Below are 19929 nucleotides of genomic sequence, written 5' to 3'. Positions count from 1 at the left end.
TATAGCCGCGTCTTCGTCGCTATCAGAATCTTACGATAAATCTACATCATTCACCTATTAACAATTACATTGTTCTGAATTTGTCCATGTTGGCGCGCACTATTATGTCGCATGGCGGCCCATGAATTTTTTTTTATATCAGGAAGAAAAAAGTTGACATATAACACATAAGTTTCCATAAATAACTAATGTTAACAAAACATAAGACAAGTTAACGTTGTTACCACCGGAGGAGCAAATGGCAAATTTGATAGTCGATGAAAGGGATCAACAGTTCGTATTGCATGAAATGCTCGATGTTGGTTCTCTCTGCAGTTCGCCGCTCTATGGCGATTTTTCCACGGAAACATTCGATATGATCTTATCTGAAGCTCAAAAGCTCTCTATCAGGGAGATCTTTCCCACCCTGAAAGAGTCGGACGAGCAGGGGTGCCGCCTGGAAAACGGCCAGGTCCATGTGCCGGAATGTTTTCACAAGCCCTATAAGCTCTTTGTCGAGGGCGGATGGAACTCCATGACGTTCCCCCAGGATGCGGGCGGCCAGGGGCTTCCGCAGATCATACGCTTCGCGTCCATGGACTGGTTTGCCCATAACTTTTCCTTCCTGTCCTATCCCGGACTTGCCGAAGGCGCCGCCCATTTGATACTCACCTATGGCACCGATGACCAGAAAAAGCGTTATTTCTCCAAAATGGTGACGGGCGAATTCGGCGGGACCATGTGTCTCACGGAGCCCGGGGCCGGTTCTGATGTGGGAAGCCTGACGACAAAGGCGATTCGTCAGCCCGATGGAACGTACAGGATCAAGGGAACGAAAATATTCATCACCGTGGGGGACAGCGACCTGGTGAGCAACGTGGTCCACCCCGTTCTGGCGCGGATCGAAGGGGACCCGGCCGGGACCGCCGGCATTTCCATCTTTCTCGTGCCCAAGTACCTGGTCAATGAGGATGGGAGCCTTGGGCACCGTAACGACGTCGAAATCAGCAAAATCGAAGAAAAGCTGGGCATTCACGGCAGCGCGACCTGCGTAATCAATTTCGGAGACAACGACAATTGCCATGCAGAGCTGCTCGGAGCGGAACGGCAGGGCATGGGGATCATGTTCCAGATGATGAACGAGGCGCGGATCAGCGTCGGCATGCAGGGACTGACCAGCGCTTCCATAGCCTATCTGCACGCCCTTGCCTATTCCAAGGAGCGCCTCCAGGGGTCGTCGCTGCTGGAGATGAAAAATCCCCTGGCCCCCCGCGTTCCTATCATACAGCACCCCGACATCCGGAGAATGCTTCTCTGGATGAAGTCCCATGTGGACGCGATGCGGGGCCTCATGTACTACGCGGCGATCGCCATTGACAGGGAAACGATCGCGAAAGACGAAGCGGAAAAAGAAAAATGGAAAGGCATGCTCGAGGTGTTGACTCCCATCTGCAAGGCCTTCTGCTCGGATATCGGCTTCAAGGTTACGGAGCTCGCCATACAGGTATACGGCGGCTACGGCTTCTGCAGCGATTACCCGGTGGCTCAGTTCATGCGCGACGAGAAGATCGCGTCCATCTATGAAGGCGCGAACGGCATCCAGTCCCTGGATCTTATCGGCCGCAAGCTGGGGATGAAAAAGGGCGCCTATTTCATGGGACTGCTGGGGGAGATGAAAGCGACTGTCGCGAAATACAAAGGCAGCCTTCCGGATTTCGCCGCCGATGTCGATGAGGCGGTGGACGCCCTCGCCGGCACGGGGATCTTCTTCGCCTCCTGCGGGAAGCAGGGCAAATTTTTCGTGCCGATCTGTCATGCCTATCCGTTCCTGATGATGATGGGGAAGGTCGTGTGCGCGTGGATACTTCTGTGGCAGGCCGGCATCGCAAAGGAGCGGCTTGATGCACTTACGAAAACTAAGAATGTGAATGACGCCGACAAGATTGCGATGGCGGCGTTCGTAAAAGAGAACAGGGATGCGGCGTTCTATTCCGGCAAGGTCGCGAGCGCGCGGTATTTCATTAAAAACGTCCTCCCGGAAGTTTTTGCCGCGGTAAAAGCAATAAAAAGCGAGGACATCAGCGTCGTCGAGATCGTGGACGAATCGTTCTCCACGAATAATTGACGGGGCCGGTGTGGACTCTCCCCGTGCATCCAGACTAGTGCAGGGGGGGATTGGGATGGGATAAGCCCAAAAAGGTGGGGTAATTATGAAGGATACAAAAATTGCGAAAGACACTGTAATGCCCAAAATCTTCCAGCGCCGCGTGAAAGAGATGGGAGATGAGCCCTGCGTGTTCAAAAAAAATAATCAGGGCATGTTTGAGGAAATTTCATGGAACAAGATGGATGAAATGGTTCGTTCCATCGGCCTCTATTGCGTCTCGAAGGGAATCAGGCGGGGCGACAAGGTCGCGATCTTTTCTCCGAATCGATATGAATGGTGGGTAGCCGATATGGGATCGATATCGATCGGCGCCATCACCGTTCCGATTTACGCGACCAATACCGCCGTCGAAGCCCAGTATATACTCGCCAATTCCGATTCTCGCATATGCTTTGTCGGGACCAGGGAGCATCTTGACAAGGTCCTGGAGATCCGCAAAAAGCTTCCGCGGCTGCTCGAGATAGTCGTTTTCGATGAAATCGATAAAAAGATTAAGGGAGTAAAGACGTTCAAGGAGGCTCTCAAGGCCGGCGCCGGCGTCAAGGACAAGAAGCTCTTTGATAAGCGTCTCAGCGCGGTAAAGCCGGACTCCCTTATTACGTTTATTTACACGTCCGGCACAACGGGGGATCCGAAGGGAGTCATGCTGAGCCATCGGAACATCATGACCAACGTGGATCAGCACTTTTCGGCTTTTCCGATGTTCATCAACGAGGAGCAGAAGGTGCTCTCCTTCCTTCCGCTCTCCCATGTTTTTGAGCGCACCCTTGTCTACTACGGCTGCGTTTATGCCGGCATCAAGGTCTACTTCGCGGAGAACATCAACACGGTGCTGGACGACCTGAAGCTTTCAAAGCCGACCCTGATCGCCACGGTGCCGCGCCTTCTGGAAAAAATTCGCGCCGGCGTGTACGGCAAGGTCGCGTCTGCCCCGGCCATTAAAAAAGCGCTGTTCAAATGGGCCATGTCTGTGGGGAAGCGGAACATGGATTATGTGTGTAACGGCGTTGAGCGGAAGGGAATGTTCGCTTATAAGTATAATCTGGCCGACAAGCTGATCTTCACTAAGCTGAAGGCGGCGCTCGGAATTGATAATCTGCGCTACGTGGGATGCGGCGGCGCGCCGTTAAATCCTCTGGACGCGCAGTTCTTCATAGGCATGGGCATACATATCGTTGAGGGGTTCGGCCTTTCCGAGACCTCCCCGGTGACGAATTTCAACACGGTGGGCCATATCAGGCTCGGGACCGTCGGTCTTCCGGTGAAAAACACGGAGGTCAAGATCGGCGCCGGCGACGAGATCCTCATCAGGGGACCGCAGCTTATGGTGGGGTATTACAAGAACAAAACGGCGACCCGTGAGGCCTTTACCAGGGACGGCTATCTGAGGACCGGCGATACCGGGGTCATCGACCACGAGGGAAACCTTATTATTACGGGACGGCTCAAGGACATTATCATCACTTCCGGCGGGAAGAATATCTCCCCGCAGAATATCGAGAACAGCCTTAAGGAATCCGCGTTCATCGAGCAGGTCGCCGTTATAGGCGATAATCGGAATTACCTGACGGCGCTTATCGTCCCGTCGTTCCCCGATCTTGAGGCGTGGGCGGCCAAGAACCAGATAGCGTTTGGATCAAAAGAAGAGCTTCTCTCGCATCAAAAGGTCAAGGAATTGTTCGACACGGAGGTTAAGAAAAAAATGAAGGGATTCGGCCGGGTCGAGGAGATCAAAAAGTACCGCCTGATCCCCAACGAGTAGACTCAGACGAGCGGCGAGCTGACCCCGACCCTTAAATTGAAACGGCGGGTCATCAATTCCAGGTACTCATCGCTGATTGATGAAATGTACAAGGAAAACTCAATAAAATTGTAAGCGGTAGTATCAGCAAAATATTAATCAACGTCAATAATGATGTTTAATTGATGGGCTATCCACACTACATGGCAGCGGCCATCAATAGCAAAAATTTCAGGAGGAATCACAATGGATGCATCTTATTTGTCTCTGAACGGGAAAGTCGCGCTGGTAACTGGGGGCAGCCGGGGTATAGGCGAGGCAATCGCGCTGCAATTGGCCGATGCCGGCGCCGATGTCGTGGTGGCGAGCCGCAAGCAGGCCGATCTGGATGTCGTGGCCGGTAAGATAAAGGCGATGGGCAGGAAGGGCGTCGGCATGGCCTATCACAACCGCGAGGCGGAAACCATCAAGGCGCTGGTTGACGGCGTGGTAAAGGAATTCGGGCGCATCGATATACTGGTCAACAACGCGGCGACAAATCCGGGCATGGGGCTGCTGGTGGACATGGACGAGAAGATGTATGACCAGATCATGGTCACCAACCTCAAGGGATATTCCATCATGAGCATGCTGGTCGGGAAGGTCATGCAGAACCAGAAATCAGGCAATATCCTTAATATATCCTCGGTGGGCGGCGTATCACCCGATATCGGGCTCGGCCTCTACTGCATCAGCAAGGCGGGCATCGGGATGCTGACCCGCTCCATGGCCAAGGAACTGGGCGAGTTCGGCGTCCGCGTCAACGCCATAGCGCCGGGCGTCGTGAAGACCAAGTTCAGCCAGGCCCTCTGGAGCAACGAGCCGCTGCTGAAGCAGGAAATGGCCCATACGCCGCTCCGGCGGATCGCGGCGCCCAAGGAGATCGCGCGGATCGCGCTGTTCCTCGTGTCGGACGCTTCTTCGTACATGACCGGCCAGATCCTTGTGGCGGACGGAGGCGGCTCAATATAGGCGCGCCGGCGCGTGTGCGCACGGGTAGATATCATTATGAAAAGTAAAAGGTGGTGAACCATGGGAAAAGATTATGATGTTATAGTGGTTGGTTCCGGCGTCGCGGGTCTGGGCACGGCGTGTCTTCTCGCGAAGGATTTCAATCAAAAGGTATTGGTGCTCGAGAGAGCGCCCTTTATCGGCGGCCGCCTGGCGTCGTTTGTAGGCAAGGGCAACAAGGTGACCATTGACGGGATGGAGCTGGACGCCAACGGGTTCAAGCGCGCCCTGGCTATGGTCGGGGCCTGGATTCCAAAGTGCACTCCCGACGTTGACGAATGTTTTGAAAAGGGCCTCTTTGACGGCACGACAATAGACACGGGGCACGGGCTTTTCTGGGGAAACAAGGGGAAAATCCGCAATTTGATGGATTACCTGGGAAAACCCGTTGATATGCCCTGCAACGTCGGCTTCGCCTTCGTGGATTATAAAAAAGGGAACAAGGCATACCAGGTTGGAAAAAACGAGCCCTATCAGTGGATGAGCCCCGAAGGCTTCAAGTCCACGATGAAGGCCCTGCGGGAAATGGCCACGATGAGCTTCAACGATGTGGCGCAGACGGCTCATATATCCTTCGAGGATTGGCTCAGATCGAAGAACGTGCACAAGGAAGCCTATGATTATATCAAGGTCCTGGCAGCGTCGCAGACGGGACAGGCTGACCTCCGCATGACGCCGGCACCCGATGTCCTGGGACACATGTGCATCGCCGGCGACATCAAGATGAACCTGGTGGAAGGCTCCTGCTCGACCGTGGCGAACCCGGGCACCATATCCTTCGCGCTTCTCATGGAGCAGCTGCTGAAGGAAAAGGGATCCACGGTGATGCGCAACACCAATGTTCTCGAGGTGGTCATCGAGAAGGGCGTCGCCAGGGGCGTGACCTATCAGAACGCCGAAGGGGTCAAGACCGTTTACGCGGACAAGGTGATCTGCAACATCCCGTCCAAGCAGATGCTCAATGTCATCCATCCCCGCTATTTCCCGCAAGATGTCGTGGATCGCATCCAGAAGAAGTTCTGGGGCGCCGGCATGATCACCGGCTTCGGCAACATGAAATCAAATGTGTGGGAAGCGAAGGGCATCGAGGAGCGGAGCTTCATCTATATGCCCGATGTCATCGGAACCGAAGAGGGCTACAGCGGCTGCATAGACATGGTCCTCTGGAACCTGGCGTCCACGGCGAAGGGGAGCAACTCCAACCCGAGCCTGACCAAGGAAACCGGGAGCGCTCCCGAGGGCAAGCACGGCTGGATCTTCTCGACCGCCATGACCCACGACGAAATGCGCAATCCCCACAAGGTCTCCCGCGTCATCGAATGGAACGAGCGGTGGTGGAAGCGGACTTTCGGCGCGGACAAATGGAAGTCGGAGATGGATTTTCTGCTCTGGATGTGCACCGACCATGCCTTTGCGTGGATCCAGCCCGTTGGGTATGACCGCATTGACGTCAAGGCGCAGATGGTCGATGGGCTTTATTTCGCAGGCGACCAGTACGGCGAGCGCCTCTGGGGCTGCGGCGTTGACGCCGCGGCGTTGAGCGCGTCTCTCTGCGTTGACACCATGATGGGCTCCAACCTGGAGGAAAAGGTGTTCAAGCCCTATCACCGGGCAATGCCGGCGAGGGTGAAATCCTGGTAGCATGTATTGATTCAGGGGCGCCGGCCGTTCCGTACGGCCAGTGCGCCCTTTATAATTGATAATAAGAAGAAAAAATTTTTAGAAAAGAGGAAATCATTATGGGTTTGATGACTCCGCAACAATATAAGGACAGCTTAAACGATGGAAGGATCGTGTATTACAAGGGCAAGAAGATCGAGAACGTCAACGAAGAGCCCGATCTCAAGGCCTGCGTTGAGACGGTGGCGGTCGATTATCACATGGCCGAAGATCCCCAGTACAAGGACCTCGCCCTCGTGTATGACGAGGAGCTGAAGGAAAACATCAGCCGCTATTACCATGTCCCCCAAAATGCCGACGATCTCCTGAAGCATCTTGATCTGATTATCAAGGCCACCGAGCTGGGAGAGGGCTATATTCCCCTCGCCCATGACATCGGCGCCGACGCCATGAACGCCATAGCCATCACCGCCCGGACCCTGGGCGACGAAGGCAAGGTGTACCTGGAGCGTATCGAGAATTACCGCAAGCATCTCAAGAAGACCGACAAGTGCGTGGTCGCGGGCGTTACCGACGTCAAGGGCGACCGCCATCTCCGACCGTCCGATCCGAAGCAGGCGCACCCCGATTTCAACCTCCGCATCGTGGAGAAGAGGAAGGACGGCATCGTGCTGCGCGGCGCTAAAGTGCACATCACCGGGGCCGCCTATTGCAACGACTTTTTCGCCCTTCCGTGCCGCGCCCTCAGTGGACCGGAGGACAGCGATTACGCGGTCGCCGTCGCGGTCCCGGCCAACGCCAAGGGGATCCGCCAGATCGTGCGGCCCTTCCGCGGCAGGATCAGCAAGGACGAGTTCCCGGTTGCGAACGAGCTGCGGAAAATGCACACCGACTCCCTCATTATCTTCGACGACGTGTTTGTTCCGAACGACCGCGTGTTCCTCTGCGGGGAGTGGAAGGCGGCGGCCACCTGCGTCTACAACTTCGCACTCATGCACCGCAGAACGGGCTGCGCCTACCGCATTCCGCTGAGCGAACAGCTCCTGGGAATCGCCGCCGCCATAGCGGACTATAACGGCGTGTCACAGGCGCCCCATGTCAAGGAAAAGATAACCGAGATCGTCATCTACCTCGAGACGCTGAACGCGCTCTCCCGTTCGGCCTGCCTGGATCATACCATGCATGCGGGCATCCCCGTGCCGAACCCGATCACGACGAATATCGCCAAATATCATTTTGCGCACAACTATCACAAGATCGTGGAAATCATCCAGGACCTGGCGGGAGGCCTCCTCGTAACCGCGCCGACCTACAGGGACTGGCAGAACCCGGAGACCCATGACGATATCGATAAATATCTCAAGGCGAACCCCGACGTTCCCACGGAGCACCGGCTGCGCATGTTCGACCTGATACGGCGCCTGACCGCCGGCGATCTGGAGACCATCTGCCTCCATGGCGAAGGGTCCCCCTTTGCCGAGCGCATGACGATTCTCATGGAAGCGAAGAAGGTCGTCGCCAAGGCCAAGGTGCTCGCTGAGGAAATGGCCGGCATCAAAAAATAAGGAGCAGCGGGAGGATGCTATGAGCAAGCTCAAGGGAAAGATTGCCATTATTGGCATCGGTGAAATCCCGACGGGAAGATATCCCGATACCGCCGCGATCAGCTACGCGATCGAATCGGCCCGTATGGCCATCAAGGACGCGGGAATCAAGAAGGACGATATCGACTACGTGCTGCCGACCGCGTCGCTCTTCAGCCCCGTTTTCAACACGGAGCTGGTCACGTGCCGCGTCGTCGAGGAGCTGGGACTGAAAAACGTAAAGCGTAATTGCCAGATTTTCGCCGGCGGCTCCTCGAGCACCTGCGCCCTGGAGATCGCCGCCAGTCTCATCAACAGCGGCGGGGCGACCACGATCCTCTTCGTGCACGCGGACAAGCTGGGCACGGGCGTCAGCCTCCAGGGCGGCATCGACCTTTTCTCCACCGCCGGCATATCCGGCGAGTGGGAGGTGCCCTACGGCATGCACTATTCGGCAATAGCGGCCCTGGCGACAATGCGCTACAAGCACGAAACCGGGACGACCGACGAGCAGCTGGCTTCGATCTGCGTCTCCAACCGCAAGTGGGCGGAGCTCAACCCGAACGCCTTTTTCAGAAAGCCCCTGGCCCTGGAAGAGGTGATGGCGAGCAAGATGCTTTCCACGCCGCTGCGGGCGAAGATGTCGAACATGCTCTTTGACGGCGGCGCCGCGTTCATCGTGACATCGGCGGAGCGCGCCCGCGATCTCACCGACAGGCCGGTTTACCTTCTGGGAGAGGGCGGTGCGGTGACGCACTTCGTCTACTCCCAGGAGCCGGATATCAGCAGGTTCGGCTGGGCCAGGGCCGGGAAAATGGCCTTTGACATGGCCGGGATCGGTCCCAGGGACATCGACGTGGCGGAGATATACGACTCCTATCCCATTTACCAGCTCATCGGATTCGAGGAGCTGGGTTTCGCCGAACGGGGCCAGGGCGGGAAGATGTTCTTCAACGGCGATACCTGGCCGGGGGGGAAAATGCCCTGCACCACCAACGGCGGAATGCTGTCGCAGGGGCACACCGGCGCCGGCGGCGCCGTGGCCCTTATGATCGAGACCGTGCGGCAGCTCATGGGCAAGGCCGGGGATCGGCAGGTCGCAAACGCCCGGTTTGGCCTGGAGACGGCCACCGGAGGGACCTACATGGACGCCCAGGTGACCATCCTGGGAACCGAGATTCCATGACGAGAGGAGGATTGCAATGGACAAGCCAAAGAAGCCGGTACCGGTAATAAATCCGTGGGCCAGGCCCTTCTGGGAGGCCGCGAAGGAAGGAAAATTCATCTATCAGAGATGCAAGGATTGCGGCACGAACATCTTTTATCCCCGCATCGCCTGCATCAACTGTTCTTCGGATAAGCTCGAATGGGTGCAGTCGTCCGGCAGGGGCACCGTCTATTCCTATACGGTGGTCGAGAGCAACTGCCCGTCGGCTTTCGTGGACGATATGCCCTTCGTGATCGCCATAGTGAAGCTCCAGGAAAAGGGCGTGCAGATGCTCACGAACATAGTCGGGTGCGATCCCCACGATGTGCGCTGCGACATGCCGGTGGAAGTGGTCTTCGAGAAGCTCACGGACGAGGTCACGCTGCCGAAATTCAAACCCGCCGCGAAATAGGGGCGGGGGCTCGAGCCGTGAGAAAATTAAGCATGAATGAAGGAGAATGACATGCCGGATAAATATTGGGAAGATTTTGATGTCGGATTCTCGTTTGTGACGCCATCGATAACGGTGACCGAGACCCATGTCGTTAACTGGGCGGGACTGACCATGGATTTCTATCCGATCCACATGGACAAGGAATACGCGGCGAAATCGCCAATGAAGGAACGGCTGGCCCACGGGCCCCTCATATTCGGCATGGCCGTCGGCATGGCGGGACTGGCCAGGGTGGAAGGCGGCTCGATGATCGCGTGGATGGGAACGGACAATATGAAGATGGTCGCTCCGGTGAAGATCGGGGACACCATAACCAACAATGTCTCTGTCATAGAGAGGCGCGAGACGACCAAGCCCACCCAGGGGATACAGACCTGGCGATACACGATAACAAATCAGCGGAACGAGACGGTCATGGTCTTTGACATGAAATTTCTCATGTTCCGCAAAGGGGCCCAGTAGTAAAAACGAGCCTGATGCCGAGGGCCGCATTTCCGTATCCGATAGAGGCGCGCGGAAACCGCCCCTGGAAGCGATCATAAGGAGACATTAACCGTGGATTTTAAATTTACCGAACAACAGGATCAACTGCGCGAGCGCATCCGCAACTATGTGGAGACGGAAATACCCCGCGCCAGGGCCCGCGAAATCGACCGTGAGGGGAAGTTTCCCGCGGACCTGGTGAAGAAGTTCGCCGACCTGGGCCTGTGCGGAATCAACGTGGCAAAGGAATACGGGGGGATGGGCGGCGATGTTTTCGATCTCATGATCATCTTCGAGGAAGTGTCTCGCAGGCTGCCGGTGCTCTGCTGGGCCCTGGGAAACATACTCCTGTACGGAAATGAGATCATCTCCGTCAACGGAAGCCAGGAGCAGAAGCAGGAATTCCTGCCGAAGCTCGCGAAGGGCGAGATCATGTTCAGCTTCGCCATCACCGAGCCCAACGCGGGATCGGACGCCGCCGGCATCATCACCAAGGCGGAATTCAAGGACGGGCACTGGCTGATCAACGGCAGCAAGATGTTCATCACCGGCGCCGGGGTCACGCAGTACACGGTGACCTTCGCCCGCACGAGCTCTTCCAAGTACGGCGGGATCACGTCGTTCATCGTCGACACGAACCAGGAAGGGTACACGACCAGGGAGATCGACAAGCTCGGGTATCACGGTTCGAACACCTGCGAGGTCTATTACGAGAACGTGAAGGTATTGCCCCAATACATACTGGGCGGCCAGGAGAAGGGGCTCAACAACGGGTGGAAGCAGGAGATGAAGCTCCTCAACCAGGAGCGCCTGATGCTCTCCGCCTGCGCCATCGGCATGGCCCAGGCCGCGTACGAGGACGCCCTGGCCTACGCCATCGAGAAGCTGCAGCGCGGCAGCCAGGCGGTGGACACCCAGGCGATACAGCACACCCTGGCGAAGATGGCCACGGAGCTCGAGGTCGCCCGGACCTTCGCCTACGCCACGGCGTGGAAGGAGGTCGCCGGATTGTCGCCGACCAAGGAGACCTCGATGTGCAAGTATTTCGCCGCTGAAACGAGCAAGAATGTCATAAAACAGGGAGTCAACATCCTGGGGATGGACGGATCGTCGATGGACCATGATCTGCAGCGCTATCTGCGCGACATACTGATCCTGTCGATCGGCGGCGGAACGTCCCAGATCCAGAAGAACATAATCAGCAAGGTCATAGGGTTGAAGGGCGTCTGAGCGCCGGAAGACGCGGCGTCTATGTTTGAAACATGGAGGGCTCGATGGGCGGAATGAATGATTACGCCGGTGAGTTCAGGCCGGACCTGAATTGGGAATCCTTCAGCGAGGATATGAAGCTCAGGGGGATTGAACTATATCGGAAAATGTTCCTGGCGGTGGACGGATTCTGGTATCTCGCGGCCAAGGAGAAATTCGGCAACGAGACGGCCATGGAGCTGGACCTCCGGGTGTGGGAAAAGCACATGCGCTATGAGCTGAAGCATGTAACCAGGATGTTCAACATAACCGGCAACGATGTTGAGGCTTTTTTCAAGGCCACGCAGTTCATGGCATGGTCCGGGAACATTGAGGCGGAGCTCGAGCTGATATCGAAAAACCACGGGGTCATTCGGGTGACCAAATGCCCGACGATCGACGCCCTGGTGAAGGAAGGAGAGGGCCGGGAGGGAAGCTTCTGCCGCATTATCGAGCAGCGCATGTTCGATTTCCAGGCCGCTTACTTCAGTCCGACCATGAAGGCCCGTCCCAGGAAAATACCGCCCGAAACGCTGGGCTGCGGGGTCTATTGCGAATGGGAGATCACGTGCTGATGGCGGCGCTCGACCGTATTCGATGGATGTTCACAGGCGGGAGAGGCTGTCCGGCAGAATTGATGTTATAACGTTTTAAGAACAATCAAAAACAGGGTAGAGGGGTCACTATGGCAAAAGTATTCAATCTGGAAAAGCAGGATGATCTGGCAATCGTTCGGTTCGACGTGGCCGGCGACGCGGTCAATACATGGACCGATCAGGCAGTCGAGGATTTCGACGAGCTGATCGGACGACTCGAGAAGGAAAAATCGAATTACAAGGCCGTTATTTTCATCTCCGGCAAGAGCTCCTTTCACGCCGGCGGGGACCTGGCCCTCATTGAAAGCATAACCGATTATCCTAAATTCCAGGCCCGCTGCATGCGTTTCACCCAGCTATTCCTGAAAATGGAAAACCTCGGCATACCGACAATCGCGGCGATCAACGGACAGTGCATGGGCGGCGGCTACGAGTTCGCTCTGGCCATGACGGCCCGTATCGCCACGGACAGCCCCAAGACCCTGGTGGGACTGCCCGAGATATCCGTGGGCCTCATGCCGGGCGGCGGCGGCACCCAGCGCCTGCCGCGGCTTATCGGGTACGCGGCCCTGGAAATCATACTCAAGGGCCAGGTCATGCCGGCGAAAAAGGGCCTGGAGGCCGGTCTCATCGACAAGATCGTTCCGGAAAGCGCCGATCTCCTGGCAGAAGCGAAGGTCTTCGCCAAGGATGTCGCCGGTGGCACCGCGGCGTTGAAGCGCCCGAAACAGGACCTGTCCGGCCTGGACGAGGTGATTGCCACGGCCGCGAAGGGCGTTCTCAAGGCGTCGCGGGGCAGGGAATTGCCCGGGCCGAAATACGCTCTCAAGGCCATTAAAGAAGGACTCAAGATGCCGATCGCCGACGGACTGGCGCTGGAGGTCCAGTGCTTCATGAACGTGCTCAGGTCACCCGAAGCGAAGGGCATGATCAATACCTTCTTCCTTAAAACATACTCCGACAAGCCCCAGGCGATGATACCGAAGGGATTCGCCGTGAAACAGATAAACAAGCTCGCCGTCCTCGGATTCGGCATCATGGGACGCGGCATTGTCATCGAAATATTGCGGCGCCTGCAGAAGCCGGTGGTGGTGAAGGATCTTCCCGCCGCCCTGGAACCGGGGAAGGCCGCGGTAAAGAAGGTCCTCGAGGGGATGGCGGAAAAGGGAAAACTCGCGAAGCCGGTCGACGATCTCATGAAGCTCATCATCCCGGTGACGGACTGGACCGATGATTTCAAGGATGTCGACGTGGTCATCGAGGCCGTGTTCGAGGACCCCGCGGTCAAGGACGAGGTGTACCGCTCCCTCTGCACGGTGGTCCCGGACAACTGCATACTGGCGAGCAACACCTCCAGCCTCCCGGTCAACCTGCTGGCGCAGAGCGTGAAAAATCCCCAGCGCTTCGCCGGCATACACTTCTTCTCGCCGGTATGGAAGATGGAGCTCGTGGAGATCATTCGCGGCAAAGATACGTCTGATGATGCCATTAACAACATCATCGCCCTGGCCGCGGCGCTCAGGAAGCGCCCCGTGGTCTGCAACGACAATCCCGGCTTCGTGGTCAACGCCATGCTCTTCCCCTACTTCATCAAGACATACGAGCTTCTCGGGGAGGGCGTCAGCATAGAAAGCATCGATAACGCCATGATGAAGTTCGGGCTCCCGGTGGGGCCCATACGCCTGACCGACGAGGTGGGGATAGATACGTCCTATCTGGTCCTCACGAAATCCCTCAAGAAGACCGCGCCGCCGGCGATCGAGAATCTTTACAAGGCCGGACGGTATGGACGCAACAAGAACGGCAAGGGCTTTTACGACAAGGAAGGGAAGGTCGACGTCGAAGCGCTGCCGCTCATCAATCCTGACGGGAAAAAGAAAGAATACAGCGAGGAGCAGATACAGGAGATGCTCTTTACTCCCTTCATAGCGACGGGAAACGAGCTCCTGGAAAAGAAGATCATCAACGATCCCCGGTCGATCGATATCGGCGCTGTGTGGGGGATCGGCTTCCCGGCGGACAAGGGAGGCCCGATGAAGTGGGCCGATCTCACGGGATTGTCAAAGACCATGTTCAATAAGAATTTTTATAAATAACGCTATGGGTATTGCCATGATGGTGGATCAAAAAGATCATTTCGATCTTTATGCAGGGTTACTGGGGGTGGATGCTATGATGGATTACAGTGTTGGCGATCTCTATGACAGGTGTGTGACGTTTTACAGGCACAATTGCGCCATCAAGTATGGAAACGTATCGTATACCTATGCGGACATGCAGGACAAGGCCTATCGCATCGCCGATGCCCTGACGAAGCTTGATTTCAGGAAAGGCGACCGCATATCATTTTTGATGGCCAATTGCCCGGAATACATCTTTACCGAATACGCCCTGGCCAAGTGCGGCATCGTGCGGGTCCCCCTGGCGGTGCTCCTTTCGAACAACGACCACATCTACATGATGAACAGGGCCGAATGCAAGGCCCTGATTTACCACGAGAAGATGGTGGGGCGGGTTATGGAAATGATCCCTCACCTGGAAACGGTGAGGACCTTCATCTGCATCGCCGATGACGCTTCAAAGGTCCCGGAGGGGCATATCCGCATGCAGGACCTCATCGAGTCATACCCGGCCCAGGTCCCCGATGTTGAAGTCCAGCCCAGGGACCTGTGCGGCATATATTTCACCGGGGGAACCACGGGTCTTCCCAAGGGAGTCATGCTGTCCCACCGCGCCTGGGTGGGGACCTTTATAACCGAGCTCCTTGAGTTCCGTATCAGTTACAATGAAGTGTTCTGTTTCGCGACTCCCCTGACCCACGCCGGCGGCTGCCTCATGATCCCGATACTCATCCGTGGCGGCATATGCCTCATCATGGACCACTTTGATCCCAAGGAGTTCCTCGAGCTGACGAAAAAGGAAAAGATCACCTCCGCGTTCCTGGTCCCGACCATGCTCTATGTGCTCATGGATCATCCGGATATCAGCACCTACGATACCTCGAGCTGGCGCAATATCATCTACGGCGCGTCGGCCATCGCCCCGGAGCGCCTCAAGCAGGCCATCACCAGGTTCGGGCCGATTTTCACGCAGCTCTATGGCCAGACCGAGGCCCCCATGGCGATCTGCTGTTTGCCCAAGGAAGGCCATGTCATAAGCGATCCGGAAAGGGAGCGGCGGATATTCAGCTCCTGCGGCAGGCCAACGCTTCCCTGTCAGATACGGATCGTGGACGATAAACTGAATGACGTTCCCGCCGGGGAGGCGGGCGAGATCATCGTCAAGCATATCAACATGATGGACGGCTATCTCAAGGACCCGGAGATCACGGCTGAAACGATCAGGGACGACTGGCTCCATACCGGCGACATGGGGAAATTCGACGAAGAGGGCTACCTGTACATAGTGGACCGCTGCAAGGACATGATCATCAGCGGCGGATTCAACATCTATCCCCGTGAGATCGAGGATGTCCTCTACGAGCATCCGGCGGTGAGAACCGTGGCCGTCATCGGGGTCCCCCACGACAAGTGGGGAGAGGAGGTCAAGGCGATAGTCGCGCTCTATGAAGGAAAGGGCGCGACGGAAGAGGAATTGATCAAGTTCGTCAAGGACAGGAAGGGCAGCCTCGTAACCCCCAAGACCGTCGAGTTCTGGAAGGAAATACCGGTGACGAATCTCGGGAAGATCGACAAAAAGGCCATTCGCGCGAACTACTGGAAAGGGAAAGACCGTCTGGTGTGAGAGCATGCAGGATTTGTCAGTCCCTGTGTGAATGAACAAGTCAATATAGATCAATGGAGTGGGTGATGAATTTTGCATTGAGTGAAGAGCAGCAACTGATTCGAGAAACCATACATAATTTCGTCGTCCGGGAATGCAGCCGCGACAGCGTCAAGAAAATGGACGAAAGCGGGGAGTTTCCGGCCGGTCTGTTCAAGACGATCCAGACCATGGGTTTTTGCGGCCTCATAGTCCCCGAAACGTACGGCGGCGGCGGGCCCAACACCATAGGAGCGGTGCTCGTGGTCGAGGAATTGGCCGCATTGTATCCCTCCCTCGCGGCGATTTTCATCGCGTCGACATTCTGCGGCGGAAATATCATTTCCGCCCTCGGCAGTGCGGACCAGAAGAAGCGATTGCTGCCGGCGATTGTGGAGAAGGCGTCGCTCTTCGCCTATGCCCTCAGGGAATCGGATGACGCCTACGGCCAGTTCTCGGCCAAAACAAGGGCTGCAAAATCGGGAAACGGCTTTGTCCTGAACGGCGCCAAAGTCGGCGTTCGTCTGGCCGACCGCGCCGATCACTTTCTCGTGCTGGCAAGCACGGACCCGGAGAAGGAACCGGAGCACGGGCTTACCGTGTTCATCGTCGACTCGAAGAAGAAAGGAATTACGGTGAAGTCCGTGGACAGGGTCGGGTTCGATTCGATCAATATCGGCGCCGTTGAGTTCAAGGATGTCGCTCTGGACGCGTCGGATGTCCTGGGCGGGCCGGAGATGGCGAACAAAGGCTGGACGCAGCTGCAGCGCATAATGGAATCCGAGAACATTGAAGTGGCCAGCGCCGCCCTCGGCATGGCCCAGGGGGCCTATGAATACGCATCCCAGTATGCCAGGGACCGCGTTCAGTTCGGAAAACCGATCATCGATTTCGGCGCGGTCCGGCACATGCTGGCGGACATGGCCATCCAGATCAGCGGGGCGCGATTGATCGCCTACCAGGCGGCATGGCTCAACGACAAGGGAGAGAATCCGGCCATTGAATCCGTCATGGCGCGCTATCACGCGGTCGGGGCAGCCAACACCGCTGCGTTTAACTGCGTCCAGATCCTCGGCGGGTACGGATACGCGCGGGAATATGACGCTCAGCGCTATTTGCGGGACGCGATCGTCATGCTGACCGGCGGCGAGTCGGTGGAGATCATAAAAGAGAATATCGCGAAGTCCCTCGCTCTGGAGGCGTAGGAGTAATACATGTCTCAGATGCATGGCAACACTGTCATTATGATATGGATCATGTCATTGTCAAAGGACGCGGGTGATTGATGGGCGGCGATTCACAACATCAGATCCGGGGTTATGAGGATATCAGGAAGGAGATCGAGCTTCGCGGGACATTCGGCGTTGACTGCATCCCGCGCAAGGGGATGTGGCGCGACGCGGTGGAGCGGCTTCATCCGAAGCGGTTGAAGCTTCGCGTCTCCGAGATTCATAAAGAAACGGACTCCGTTGCCACGCTGCGGCTGGTGGCGGATGACAGGCCCCTTCCTCCGTTCCAGGCCGGACAGCATATCACGGTCCTGGTCGAGATCGACGGGGTCCGCACCGGCCGTCCCTACAGCATCTCGTCATCGCCCTGCCAGACGGCGTATTACGACATTACGGTAAAGCGCGCGCCTCATGGCTTCGTTTCATCCTACCTGCTCGACCGGGTGCGTGTGGGGGACGTCCTTGTTTCCACCGGCCCGGCGGGACATTTCCATTACAACCCGCTTTTCCACGGGAAGAACCTTGTCTTTATGGCGGGGGGCGGCGGCATAACGCCCTTCATGAGCATGATCCGGGAAGTTACGGACCGCGGCCTTGACCGAACTATCAGCCTGTTATACGGCTGCAGGACCCCGCAGGAGGCCATCTTCCATGAGGAGCTGACGGCCCGGGCGCGCCGCCACGCCAATTTTACTTATACCCCGGTGATCTCTGAGCCGGCCGCGGGCTGCACGGAACAGACCGGCTTCCTTGATGCCGATCTTGTCAAAAAGCTGGGCATCTCCATTGATACCGCCATGTTCTACCTGTGCGGTCCCGGGGAGATGTACGGGCGCTGCGTCCCGGACCTGCATAAGCTCGGCGTTCCCGGGCGCCGTATCAGGCAGGAAGTGTACGGACCCGGGCCCGGAATTTGCGACGACCCGGCCTGGCCGGCCGATGTTGCGCCCGATGATGTCTTTTCCATCCGTATAGCCGGCGGGCGGACAATCGCAGCCCCGGTGTCAGAGTCATTGCTGGTTGCGATGGAGCGGGCCGGCATGACGGTGGAGCACAGCTGTCGCTCCGGCCGGTGCAGCCTGTGCCGTGTCAAGGTCATTTCGGGGAAGGTATTCCAGGCATCCGGCTCGCTGGTGAGAAAATCGGATCGGGCCCATGGCTATGTCCACGCCTGCTCCGCCTATCCGTTGAGCGATCTGGAAATTTTGCTATAGGCGCGCAGGGGCGCGGCAGGACAACACGGGAAAGTATGAAGCATATATCACAGTCTGGCGTAATATAAAGAAGGGCCATGAATCACGCGGAATATGATGCGATCGTAATCGGGGCGGGCAACGGTGGTCTTACGGCTGCCTGCACCCTCGCCCAGGGCGGCCTCAGAACGCTGATGCTCGAGCAGCACAACGTTCCCGGCGGCTATGCCACGAGTTTTTGCAGGGGCCGCTTCGAGTTCGAGGTGGCGTTGCATCAATTGAGCGGATTGGGTTCAAAGGAAAAGCCCGGGCCCCTCAGGACGGCGCTGGATTCACTGGGCGTCACGGACCTTTTAGAATGGGTGGAAATGAAAAATCTCTACCGGGTCATGGTCCCCGGCTATCTGGACGTGACGCTTCCGGCAAACCGTGAGGAGATCATCGAAATTTTAAAAGGAAAATTTCCCGAGGAAAGCAAAAACATCGATGATTTTTTTGCGCTGATTTACCACTGCTGGAACGAGTTCCAGGAGCTGTATCATTATAATTTCGACACCGTCGATATCAACGCCAGATTGGATACGGGGTTTTCGGCTGAGAAGTATCCGGTGTATTCCAACCATGCCTATAAAAACCTGCAGGAAGTACTTGATTCGTCTTTCACCAATCCGCTGTTAAAGCTCATCGTCGGGATATTCAGCGCCTATTCCGGACCGCCCAAACAGATAAGTCTGATCGATCTGGCGATATGGCTCTTTCTGTATATTGAATATGGATCATATCAAATTAAGAACGGCTCCCAGGCCCTATCAAACGCCATTGTAAGAAGATTTCAGGAAAGCGGCGGAGACGTTCGTTTTAACTGCGGTGTAAGCAAGATAGTAGTGGAAAACGGAGCGGCTGTGGGCGTTGTCACCGAGTCCGGCGACGTCATTGGCGCAAAGAATGTCGTCTCAAACGCGTCCCCCCTGGTTGTTTACACGGAAATGATGGATCGCGCCGATGTACCGAAAGGGCAGATGAGATCTTTTCGCGGGAGCGCCATAGGCCCTTCGACGTTCATACTCTTCATCGCCCTTGACTGCGACCATTCGCACATCGCCATGAATGAATCGATGAATTTCATCCTCGGCCCGGGCCAGCGGCCCCTCTATATATCCTGCTACAACGTGGATGACCCGGATTGTTCGCCTCCCGGCACGTCCCTGGTGACGATCGTCGATTATCAAAACGGCGAGCGATGGCTGTCAATTCCGCCTCACCGGTATTGTGACGCAAAGTACGAGGGGGCGGAGAAGATCCTCGGCCAGGTGGAGAAATTCTATCCCGGTTTCAGGGAGCACATCGAGGAAATCGAGGTGGCCACCCCGCTGACCAATGTGCGGTTCACCCGCGCCCCCGGCGGCGCCATCGGCGGATTCAACCATTACGGCAGGCATTATTATCTGTTTCCCATGGACCGTCCCCGTGTCAGGGGACTCCACTTTGTCGGGGCATGGACGAACAATCCGGGAGGATTTCACCCGACCCTGATGAATGGAAGGGCGGTCGGACTTGATATTCTAGAGAAAGAGAGAATTTCGACCGCCGGAATGAAAGGCTGAAGGCACGCTTTTC

15 protein-coding genes are annotated in these 19929 nt (G+C 56.7%); all 15 read left to right on the top strand.

Going from position 1 to position 19929, the window contains the following annotated elements; all coding sequences use genetic code 11:
* Window positions 1-238 precede the first annotated feature (238 nt).
* On the top strand, window positions 239-2104 hold the full coding sequence (locus KA369_00240) for an acyl-CoA dehydrogenase (GenBank protein MBP7734374.1): 1866 nt from the start codon (window positions 239-241) through the stop codon (window positions 2102-2104).
* Between the two features lie 85 nt (window positions 2105-2189).
* Entirely contained in the window at window positions 2190-3908 is a 1719-nt protein-coding gene (locus tag KA369_00235; GenBank protein MBP7734373.1) for a long-chain fatty acid--CoA ligase, read from the top strand.
* A gap of 225 nt (window positions 3909-4133) precedes the next feature.
* Window positions 4134-4898: a glucose 1-dehydrogenase gene (locus tag KA369_00230; GenBank protein MBP7734372.1), complete on the top strand. Its 765-nt coding sequence runs from the start codon at window positions 4134-4136 to the stop codon at window positions 4896-4898.
* A 60-nt stretch (window positions 4899-4958) separates the two neighbouring features.
* The gene (locus tag KA369_00225; protein MBP7734371.1) at window positions 4959-6578 is read left to right on the top strand and encodes an FAD-dependent oxidoreductase; all 1620 of its coding nucleotides are present in this window, start codon (window positions 4959-4961) and stop codon (window positions 6576-6578) included.
* 98 nt (window positions 6579-6676) lie between these two features.
* Window positions 6677-8122, top strand: a complete 1446-nt coding sequence (locus KA369_00220) for a hypothetical protein (protein ID MBP7734370.1) — start codon at window positions 6677-6679, stop codon at window positions 8120-8122.
* Between the two features lie 19 nt (window positions 8123-8141).
* On the top strand, window positions 8142-9326 hold the full coding sequence (locus KA369_00215) for a thiolase family protein (protein ID MBP7734369.1): 1185 nt from the start codon (window positions 8142-8144) through the stop codon (window positions 9324-9326).
* A 16-nt stretch (window positions 9327-9342) separates the two neighbouring features.
* Complete coding sequence (locus KA369_00210; protein MBP7734368.1) at window positions 9343-9759, top strand: Zn-ribbon domain-containing OB-fold protein; 417 nt, start codon at window positions 9343-9345, stop codon at window positions 9757-9759.
* 51 nt (window positions 9760-9810) lie between these two features.
* Complete coding sequence (locus KA369_00205) at window positions 9811-10263, top strand: MaoC family dehydratase N-terminal domain-containing protein (GenBank protein ID MBP7734367.1); 453 nt, start codon at window positions 9811-9813, stop codon at window positions 10261-10263.
* A gap of 93 nt (window positions 10264-10356) precedes the next feature.
* A complete protein-coding gene (locus KA369_00200; protein MBP7734366.1) occupies window positions 10357-11514 on the top strand; it encodes an acyl-CoA/acyl-ACP dehydrogenase in 1158 nt (385 codons plus the stop codon).
* Between the two features lie 44 nt (window positions 11515-11558).
* On the top strand, window positions 11559-12107 hold the full coding sequence (locus tag KA369_00195; protein MBP7734365.1) for a hypothetical protein: 549 nt from the start codon (window positions 11559-11561) through the stop codon (window positions 12105-12107).
* A gap of 110 nt (window positions 12108-12217) precedes the next feature.
* The gene (locus KA369_00190) at window positions 12218-14224 is read left to right on the top strand and encodes an enoyl-CoA hydratase/isomerase family protein (protein MBP7734364.1); all 2007 of its coding nucleotides are present in this window, start codon (window positions 12218-12220) and stop codon (window positions 14222-14224) included.
* 79 nt (window positions 14225-14303) lie between these two features.
* Window positions 14304-15872: an AMP-binding protein gene (locus KA369_00185; GenBank protein MBP7734363.1), complete on the top strand. Its 1569-nt coding sequence runs from the start codon at window positions 14304-14306 to the stop codon at window positions 15870-15872.
* A 65-nt stretch (window positions 15873-15937) separates the two neighbouring features.
* A complete protein-coding gene (locus KA369_00180) occupies window positions 15938-17095 on the top strand; it encodes an acyl-CoA dehydrogenase family protein (GenBank protein MBP7734362.1) in 1158 nt (385 codons plus the stop codon).
* Between the two features lie 80 nt (window positions 17096-17175).
* Window positions 17176-18333 carry a 2Fe-2S iron-sulfur cluster binding domain-containing protein gene (locus KA369_00175; protein ID MBP7734361.1) on the top strand — a complete coding sequence of 386 codons (1158 nt, stop codon included), beginning with the start codon at window positions 17176-17178 and terminating at the stop codon, window positions 18331-18333.
* A 77-nt stretch (window positions 18334-18410) separates the two neighbouring features.
* Complete coding sequence (locus KA369_00170) at window positions 18411-19916, top strand: NAD(P)/FAD-dependent oxidoreductase (protein MBP7734360.1); 1506 nt, start codon at window positions 18411-18413, stop codon at window positions 19914-19916.
* Window positions 19917-19929 lie beyond the last annotated feature (13 nt).

Source organism: Spirochaetota bacterium, assembly GCA_017999915.1.
Lineage (GTDB): Bacteria > Spirochaetota > UBA4802 > UBA4802 > UBA5550 > RBG-16-49-21.
This window is presented reverse-complemented; position numbering and strand designations above follow the sequence as displayed.